Source organism: Nocardiopsis sp. NPDC058631 (genome assembly GCF_042716955.1).
Lineage (GTDB): Bacteria > Actinomycetota > Actinomycetes > Streptosporangiales > Streptosporangiaceae > Nocardiopsis.
Window position 1 is genome coordinate 68,695 of record NZ_JBHXQY010000020.1, and the last position, 7,324, is coordinate 76,018.

At 74.6% G+C, this 7,324-nt stretch carries 5 protein-coding genes; all 5 read left to right on the forward strand.

Features of this window, described 5'->3' with window-relative positions; all coding sequences use genetic code 11:
• Positions 1-161: 161 nt before the first annotated feature.
• The 5 genes from ACFWTE_RS09810 (at position 162) to ACFWTE_RS09830 (ending at position 7,204) form a co-directional block, all read left to right on the forward strand.
• On the forward strand, positions 162-1,253 hold the full coding sequence (locus tag ACFWTE_RS09810; RefSeq protein WP_378778920.1) for a LacI family DNA-binding transcriptional regulator: 1,092 nt from the start codon (positions 162-164) through the stop codon (positions 1,251-1,253).
• A 10-nt stretch (positions 1,254-1,263) separates the two neighbouring features.
• A complete protein-coding gene (locus tag ACFWTE_RS09815; RefSeq protein ID WP_378778921.1) occupies positions 1,264-2,886 on the forward strand; it encodes an FAD-dependent oxidoreductase in 1,623 nt (540 codons plus the stop codon).
• Positions 2,887-2,976: 90 nt separating this feature from the next.
• Positions 2,977-5,184 (forward strand): hydantoinase/oxoprolinase family protein, encoded by a 2,208-nt coding sequence (locus ACFWTE_RS09820; protein ID WP_378778922.1) that lies wholly within the window; start codon positions 2,977-2,979, stop codon positions 5,182-5,184.
• Entirely contained in the window at positions 5,181-5,876 is a 696-nt protein-coding gene (locus ACFWTE_RS09825) for a hypothetical protein (RefSeq protein WP_378778923.1), read from the forward strand. Before ACFWTE_RS09820 ends, ACFWTE_RS09825 begins: the two co-directional genes overlap by 4 nt.
• On the forward strand, positions 5,873-7,204 hold the full coding sequence (locus ACFWTE_RS09830) for a TRAP transporter large permease subunit (protein ID WP_378778924.1): 1,332 nt from the start codon (positions 5,873-5,875) through the stop codon (positions 7,202-7,204). Before ACFWTE_RS09825 ends, ACFWTE_RS09830 begins: the two co-directional genes overlap by 4 nt.
• Positions 7,205-7,324 lie beyond the last annotated feature (120 nt).

The following is a 7,324-nucleotide window of genomic DNA, read 5'->3' on the forward strand; positions in this document are numbered from 1 at the left end:
TTTTCACCAGGCACGATGCGCCAGTCAAGGACCTAATACGTATTAGTGAAACACCACGGCCATCTGCGGGAAATCCGGCCGACACCTCTTGACATATCGCGTGGTGCAGCTCACAGTCATGGACTAATGCGCATTAGCAAGCCGTATCAGAGGAGGAACAGGTGACCGACGTAAGCCGGGGGGAGAGGCCCACCGGGCGCCGCAGGCCCCGCCAGTCCGACATCGCGCGGGTCGCGGGCGTCTCCCAGGCCGCCGTCTCCCTCATCCTGCGGGGGACGCCCTCCGGCATGGCGCTGGCCAGGGAGACCCGGCAGCGGGTCCTCGACGCGGCGGAGGAACTCGGCTACGTCCCCGACCCCGTGGCCACACGGCTCGCCTCCGCGAGGAACGCGATGCTCGGCCTGTACACGTTCAGCACCACGTTCCCCACCGACGTCGCCCACTCCTACTACCCGATCCTGGCCGGGGTGGAGGAGGAGGCCGGGGCGCAGGGACAGGACCTCATCCTGTTCACCGGTTCGGCCCGCGCCGCCGCGAGGGCGGACGACCCGGCGGCGGTCCGGCGCGTCCGTGTCGCCGACGGCTGCCTGTTCTTCGGACGCCACGTTCCGGAGGAGCCCATCCGGCGCCTGGCCGAGGACGGCTTCCCGTTCGTCTACATCGGTCGACGGGACGAGCCCGGTGTCCCCTACGTCGGTGCCGACTACGTCTCGGCGTCGGCGGACGTCGTGGGGCGGCTCACCGCGGCCGGCCACCGCGAACTCCGCTACCTGCGCGAACACGACCAGGCCCCGGCTTCGGACGACCGGGAGGAGGGAGTCCTGCGAGGGGCCCGCGCGGCCGGCATGGACACCGACGGCCTCGTCGCGCGCACCGACGGCGGCGACCTGGACACCCTGCTGCGGCGCTGGCTGGACGAGGGCGTCACGGGCGTCGTCGTCGAGCAGACCGACACCGGTGCCGCCCTGGCCGGACTCGGCGCCGCCGTCGACAGGGCCGGGCTGAGCTGCCCGGGGGACCTGTCCCTGGCGGTGCTCGGCGCGGCCACCGGCACCCGGGGCCGCGCCCCGGGGGGCGGCGCCGCGTTCAGCGGGTTCGACGTGCCGATGCGCGAGATGGGCCGCGACGCGGTCCGACTGCTCCTGGAACTGATCGCGGGCGCCCCCGGGGGAGCCACCCGGCGCCTGCTGCCCTGCGAACCGGTGGAGGGCGGCACCGTCGCCGCGCCCCGGTCGCCGAACAAGAACACCTGAGAGGCACACGATGACCCAGAGCCGTACAGAGATCCTCGTCGTCGGCGCGGGGCTGGGCGGGGTGGCCGCAGCGCTGGCCGCCGCCGACTCCGGACGCCGCGTCGTCCTCACCGAGGAGACCGACTGGATCGGCGGGCAGATCACCTCGCAGGCGGTCCCGCCCGACGAGAACCCCTGGATCGAGCAGTTCGGCGCCACCGCGGCCTACCGCCGCCTGCGCGACGGGATCCGCGACCACTACCGGCGCGCCTACCCGCTGCGCGCGGAGGCCGCCGCCTCCCGCACCCTCAACCCCGGTGCGGGCCGGGTCAGCAAGCTCTGCCACGAGCCGCGGGTCGCCCTGGCCGTCCTGGAGGAGATGGTCGCCCCGCACCGCGCGGCCGGGCGCATCACCGTGCTCGAACGGCACCGACCCGTGGAGGCCCACACGGACGGGGACCGGGTGACCGCCGTCGTCCTGGAGGACGGGGAGGGCGGGAGGCACACCGTCGGCGCCGACTACGTCCTGGACGCCACGGAGAACGGCGACCTGCTCCCGATGGCGGGGATCGACCACGTCACCGGTGCCGAGGCGCGGTCGGAGCACGGTGAGCCGCACGCCCCCGAGACCGCCGACCCCACCAACCTGCAGGGCATCACGTACTGCTTCGCGGTCTCCCACCACGAGGGCGAGGACCACACGATCGAGCGCCCGCGCATGTACGACTTCTGGCGCTCCTACCGGCCCGACTTCTGGCCCGGCCCCCTGCTGGGCTTCTCCGCGCCCGACCCGCGCACCCTGGAACCCTCCGAGCGGACGTTCGTCCCCAACCCCGACGTGGACCCCCTCGCCGTGGACGCCGACCAGAGCGCCGACGCCGGGGACAAGGAGCTGTGGGGTTTCCGCCGTATCCTCGCGCGCGGCATGCACCGGCCCGGCGCGTTCGACTCCGACATCACCCTGGTCAACTGGCCCCTCAACGACTACTGGCTCAAGCCCGCCCTGGAGATCGAGGGCATGGTGGACGCCGGGACCGTCCGCGAGGCCCATGAGGAGGCCCGCCAGCTGTCGCTGTCGGTCCTGTACTGGCTCCAGACCGAGGCGCCGCGACCCGACGGCGGCACCGGGTACCCGGGGCTGCGGCCGCGGCCCGACGTCACCGGCGGGGAGGGCGGCCTGGCCAAGGCCGCCTACGTGCGCGAGTCCCGGCGGATCAGGGCGGTCACCACCGTCACCGAGCACGACGTGTCCCTCGACCTGGTGGGACCGCACGGCATCGTCCGGCGCCACGACTCCGTCGGTGTCGGCAGCTACCGCATCGACCTCCACCCCTCCACGGGCGGCGACACCTACGTCGACATCGCCAGCGTCCCGTTCGAGATCCCCCTCGGCGCCCTCCTCCCGGCCCGGGAGACCAACCTCCTCCCCGCGGCGAAGAACATCGGCACCACCCACATCACCAACGGCTGCTTCCGGCTGCACCCCGTCGAGTGGAACATCGGCGAGGCCGCGGGGAGGCTCGCCGCCTTCGCCCTGGAGCACGGCACCACCCCGCACGCCGTGCGCGACAAGGCCGAACTCCTGGAGGCCTACACCGCCCTCCTGGACCGCACCGGCGTCGAGCGCCACTGGCCCGACGTCCGCGGCTACTGACCCCCGTCCGGCGCCGCCGACCGGGCCCCGCCCGGCGGGCGGCGCCCCGCACACCCCCCTCCCCACGCACTCCCCACAGAAGGGGCGACGATGAGCGACCCGACCCCACCTCCCGCCCGTGATCCCGACCGTGATCCCGCCCGTGATCCCGTACGTGTCGGCATCGACGTCGGAGGGACCTTCACCGACGCCGTGGCCGTGAGCGCCACCACGTTCGCCCTCCTGGGCCAGGTCAAGGTGCCGACCAGCCACGACCACGCCGACGGCGTCGCCCACGGCATCATGACCGCGCTGGAGCGACTGCTCGACGACATCGGCGTCAGCGCCGACGACGTCGGATTCCTCGCCCACGGCACCACCCAGGCCACCAACGCCCTTCTGGAGGGCGACGTCGCCACCATCGGCATCGTGGGGATCGGCACCGGCTACGACGCGTTCGCCACCGGCCGGCTGCGCTCCCTCGGCAAGCTCAGACTCGACTCAGGGCACCTGCTCCCGGTCCGCTACACCGCGCTCCGGGAGCCCGAGGACGCCGGGGCCGCGCTCGCCAGTGTCGACCGGGTGCTCGCGGAGGGCGCCGAGGTCGTCGTCGCGGTCGAACCCTTCAGCGTGGACGACTCCAGGGGTGAGGCCGCCGTCCGCGAGGCCGCCGAGACCCGCGGGGTCCCCGTCACCGCCACCCACGAGATCACCCAGCTCTACGGCCTGGGCAAACGGGCCCGCACCGCCGCGCTCAACGCCGGGGTGATGCCCCGCATGCTCCAGACCGCCGACCTCGTCGAGAGCAGCATCCTCAAGGCCGGGGTGACCGCCCCCCTGATGGTGATGCGCTGCGACGGCGGGGTCATGTCCCTGGCCGAGATGCGCCACCGCCCCCTGCTGACGGTGCTCTCCGGCCCGGCGGCCGGGGTCGCGGGCGCCCTCATGGGGGAGAAGGTGAGCGAGGGCGTGTTCCTGGAGACGGGAGGCACCTCCACCGACGTCAGCGTGATCCGGCGCGGCCGCGTGCAGATCCGGCACGCCGAACTGGGAGGCAAGGAGACCTACCTGTCGGCCCTGGACGTGCGCACCGTCGGCATCGGCGGCGGCTCCCTGATCCGCCTCGGCGGGGGCGACGCCCCGGGCGGCGCCTCCCTGGCCGACGTGGGGCCGCGCAGCGCCCACATCGCGGGCCTGCCCTACGCCTGTTTCGCCGACCCCGCCGAACTGGACGGCGCCCGCCTGGTCCGGGTCAGCCCGCTGGCGTCCGACCCGGCCGACTACGCCGTCCTGGACAACGGCGAACGGCGCTTCGCCCTCACGGTCACCTGCGCGGCCAACGCCGCGGGGCTGGTGCCCGAGGGGGACTACGCCCGCGCCGACGCCGGTACGGCACGCGCGGCCCTGGCCCCGCTGGCCCGGGCACTCGGGGTCGGCACGGAGGAGGCCGCGCGCGCCGTCCTGCACCGGGCGACCACCCGCGTCAGCGCGGTCGTGGACGCCCTCACCAGCGACTACGGGCTCGACCGGGAGGTGTGCACCCTTGTCGGCGGAGGGGGCGGCGCCGCCACCGTCACGCCCTACCTGGGCGAACGCATGGGCCTGGACGCCCGCATCGCCGCGCACAGCGAGGTCATCAGCCCCCTCGGCGTCGCCCTCGCCCTGGTTCGGGAGTCCGTCGAACGCATCATCCCCGGCGCCACACACGCCGACGTGCTCGCCGTCCGGGCGGAGGCCGAACAGGCGGTGCTCTCCCAGGGCGCCGACCCCTCCGGGGTGGAGGTGGACGTCACCGTCGACCCCCAGCGCAACCTCGTCACCGCCGTCGCCACGGGCGCCACCGAGCTGCGCACCAAGGACCGCACCGCCGTCACGGACGCGGAGGCGGCCCGCGCCGCGGCCGCGGCCAGCCTCGGCGCCGACCCCGCAGCCGTCACCGAGTACGCCTCCAACGGCCAGTACCGGGTCTTCGGCCTGCTCCGCCGCCCCGGGGGCCCCTTCGGGCGGTTCGCCCGCGAACGCACCCACGTCCGCGTCGTGGACGCCGAGGGCGTCGTCCGCCTGCACAGCGCCGACGCCAGCGTGGACACCCTGGCCGCGTCGGAGGCCGAGGGGCGCCTCAGGGACCTGGTGGCCCAACGCACCAGCTACGGCGACGGAGGGGCGGTCCCGCCCGCGGTGTGGCTCCTGCTGGGCCCCAAGCTCGCCGACCTGTCGGGGGTCATGGACCCCGGACACCTCCTCGCGCTCGCCGCCACCGAGATCGGCCGCCGCGGCCCCGACGAGACGGTGATCGCCCTGATGGAGACACGACGATGAACGGGACCCCCCACCCCGAGCCGGCCGGAGCCCCGCAGGGCCCGGACGACGACTACGCCCGCATCGCGGCGGCCTCCGACGAGGACCTCGCCGCCGAACTCCTCGCACTCACCCCGACGCACGAGGGAAGGGACCGGGAGCAGTTGCGCGCCTGGGCCCGCGTGGCCCTCGGCTTCGGACGGGAACTGGCCGCGGCCGCCCCGGCGCCCGGGGACCCGGCGCGGCCGGAGCCCGAGGTGAGCGACATGGCCACCGGGGGGCTGCGCCGCGACGAGGTCCTGCTCGCGGAGTACCTGCACCGGGCCTCGGGGGACCGGGTGGTCGTCTACGCCGACGCCCTCGACTACGCCCGCGGGGTGGCCGAGGCGGCCGGGTGGGGCCGGGACTACCCGCGCCCCGCACTGCGCGAGACCGCGCTCGCCCACGAGGAGGCCCACCGCCTGCTGCACCGGGGCCACGGCCGTGAACTGCGCCGCAGGCTCGACCACAGCGCCTTCAGGCTGGGGCCGCTGAGGGTGCGCGGGCACGTCGTCGGCGCCGACGAGATCGCCGCCCACGCCTACGCCGGACGGCGCGGAGCGCTCCGCCGCAGCCCGCTCGCGCTCACCGCCGCCATCGCCGCCACCCTCGCCCACCGGGGCACGGACCAGCACGGACCGGGCCCGCGAACCACCCCCGGAGACCGCCCGTGACCGCCTTGGGAATCCTTCTCGCCATGGCCGTGGGCGTCGGCCTCATGCTGACGCGCCGCCTGCCCACCGCCTTCGCCCTCGTCCTGCTGTCCGTCGCCATCGCCCTGATCGCGGGGGCTCCCCTCACCGGAGAGGAGGGCAGCGTCGTCGGTACCGTCGTCCAGGAAGGGGCCCCGCGGCTGGCGGCCACCATGGTCGCCATCCTCCTGGGCTGCTGGCTGGGCACACTGATGTCGGAGGCGGGGATCGCCTCGACGCTCGTCCGCAAGATCGTGGAGTTCGGCGGTGAACGCCCCTCCGTGGTCGCGGTCGGGGTGTTCGTGGTCGCGATCCTGTGCGGGAGCATCACCGGCTCGGCCCCCGCGGCGATGCTCGCGGGCGTCGTCGGCATCCCGGCGATGATCGCCGTCGGTGTCACACCCACCGTCGCGGCGGGCACGGTCCTGGTGGGCATCGCCGCCGGGCTGCCCCTGGAACTGATCAACTGGCAGTTCCTCTCCGACGCCATCGGCGTGCCGGTCTCCACCGTGCAGCACTTCCAGCTGCGGATGTTCCCGATCGCCCTGGTCGGCGGGCTGGCCTACATCCTGGTCGAGATGCGCCGCAAGGGCGCGCGCCACACCTGGGCCGTGCGCGTCCCGGCCCCCGCCGGGGGCGGCGGGCCGGACCGGCCCCGCACACGCCGCGAACGCGCCGCCGAGCGCCGCCGCCGACGCGGGGACGCCCCCTGGTACGCGCTCGTCACACCGCTGGTCCCGATCGTGCTGGCGCTGGGGCTGGAGATCCCCATCGTGCCCTCGCTGATCGCGGGCGTGGTCTTCGCGCTGGTGACCGCCGTGCCCTGGCGGGACATGACCGCCACCGCGCTGCGCACGCTCTACCAGGCGTTCGACGTGGCGGCCCCGCCCATCGTCCTGTTCATCGCGATCGGGATGCTCCTGGCCGCCGTCAACCTGCCCGGTGCGGTCGCGGCGCTCAGCCCGGTGGTCACCGCGATCAGTCCGGGCAACCCCTGGCTGTTCGTCCTGGTCTTCGCCCTGCTGGTACCCCTGGCCCTCTACCGCGGGCCGATGAACATCTTCGGCCTGGGCGCGGGCGTGGCCGGGGTGCTCATCTCCGGCGGCATCTACCCCGCCCCGGCGGTCCTGGGCATGATGGCCTCCTACGGCCAGGTCCTGGGCGTCTCGGACCCCACCAGCACGCAGACGGTGTGGGCGTCGCAGTACGCCGGGGTCCGCCCCGAGCGCTCCATGCTCTCGACCATCCCCTACACGTGGGTGATCGCGGTCGCGGGCCTGGTCCTGACCGCGGCCCTCTACCTGCTCTGAGGGGTCGTGCCCGGCGCGGCGCGGAGTCCCCGTCCGGGCGACGCCCCGCCCCGTTACCCCATATCGCCGGTGCCCCGCCCCCGGCCCGGCGGTGAGGGGGCGGGGGGGGGAGGAGTACGG

Coding starts and splice junctions, on each gene's coding strand:
- ACFWTE_RS09815 (WP_378778921.1), top strand. CDS start 1,264: ATGACCCAGAGCCGTACAGAGATCCTCGTCGTCGGCGCGGGGCTGGGC.
- ACFWTE_RS09820 (WP_378778922.1), top strand. CDS start 2,977: ATGAGCGACCCGACCCCACCTCCCGCCCGTGATCCCGACCGTGATCCC.
- ACFWTE_RS09825 (WP_378778923.1), top strand. CDS start 5,181: ATGAACGGGACCCCCCACCCCGAGCCGGCCGGAGCCCCGCAGGGCCCG.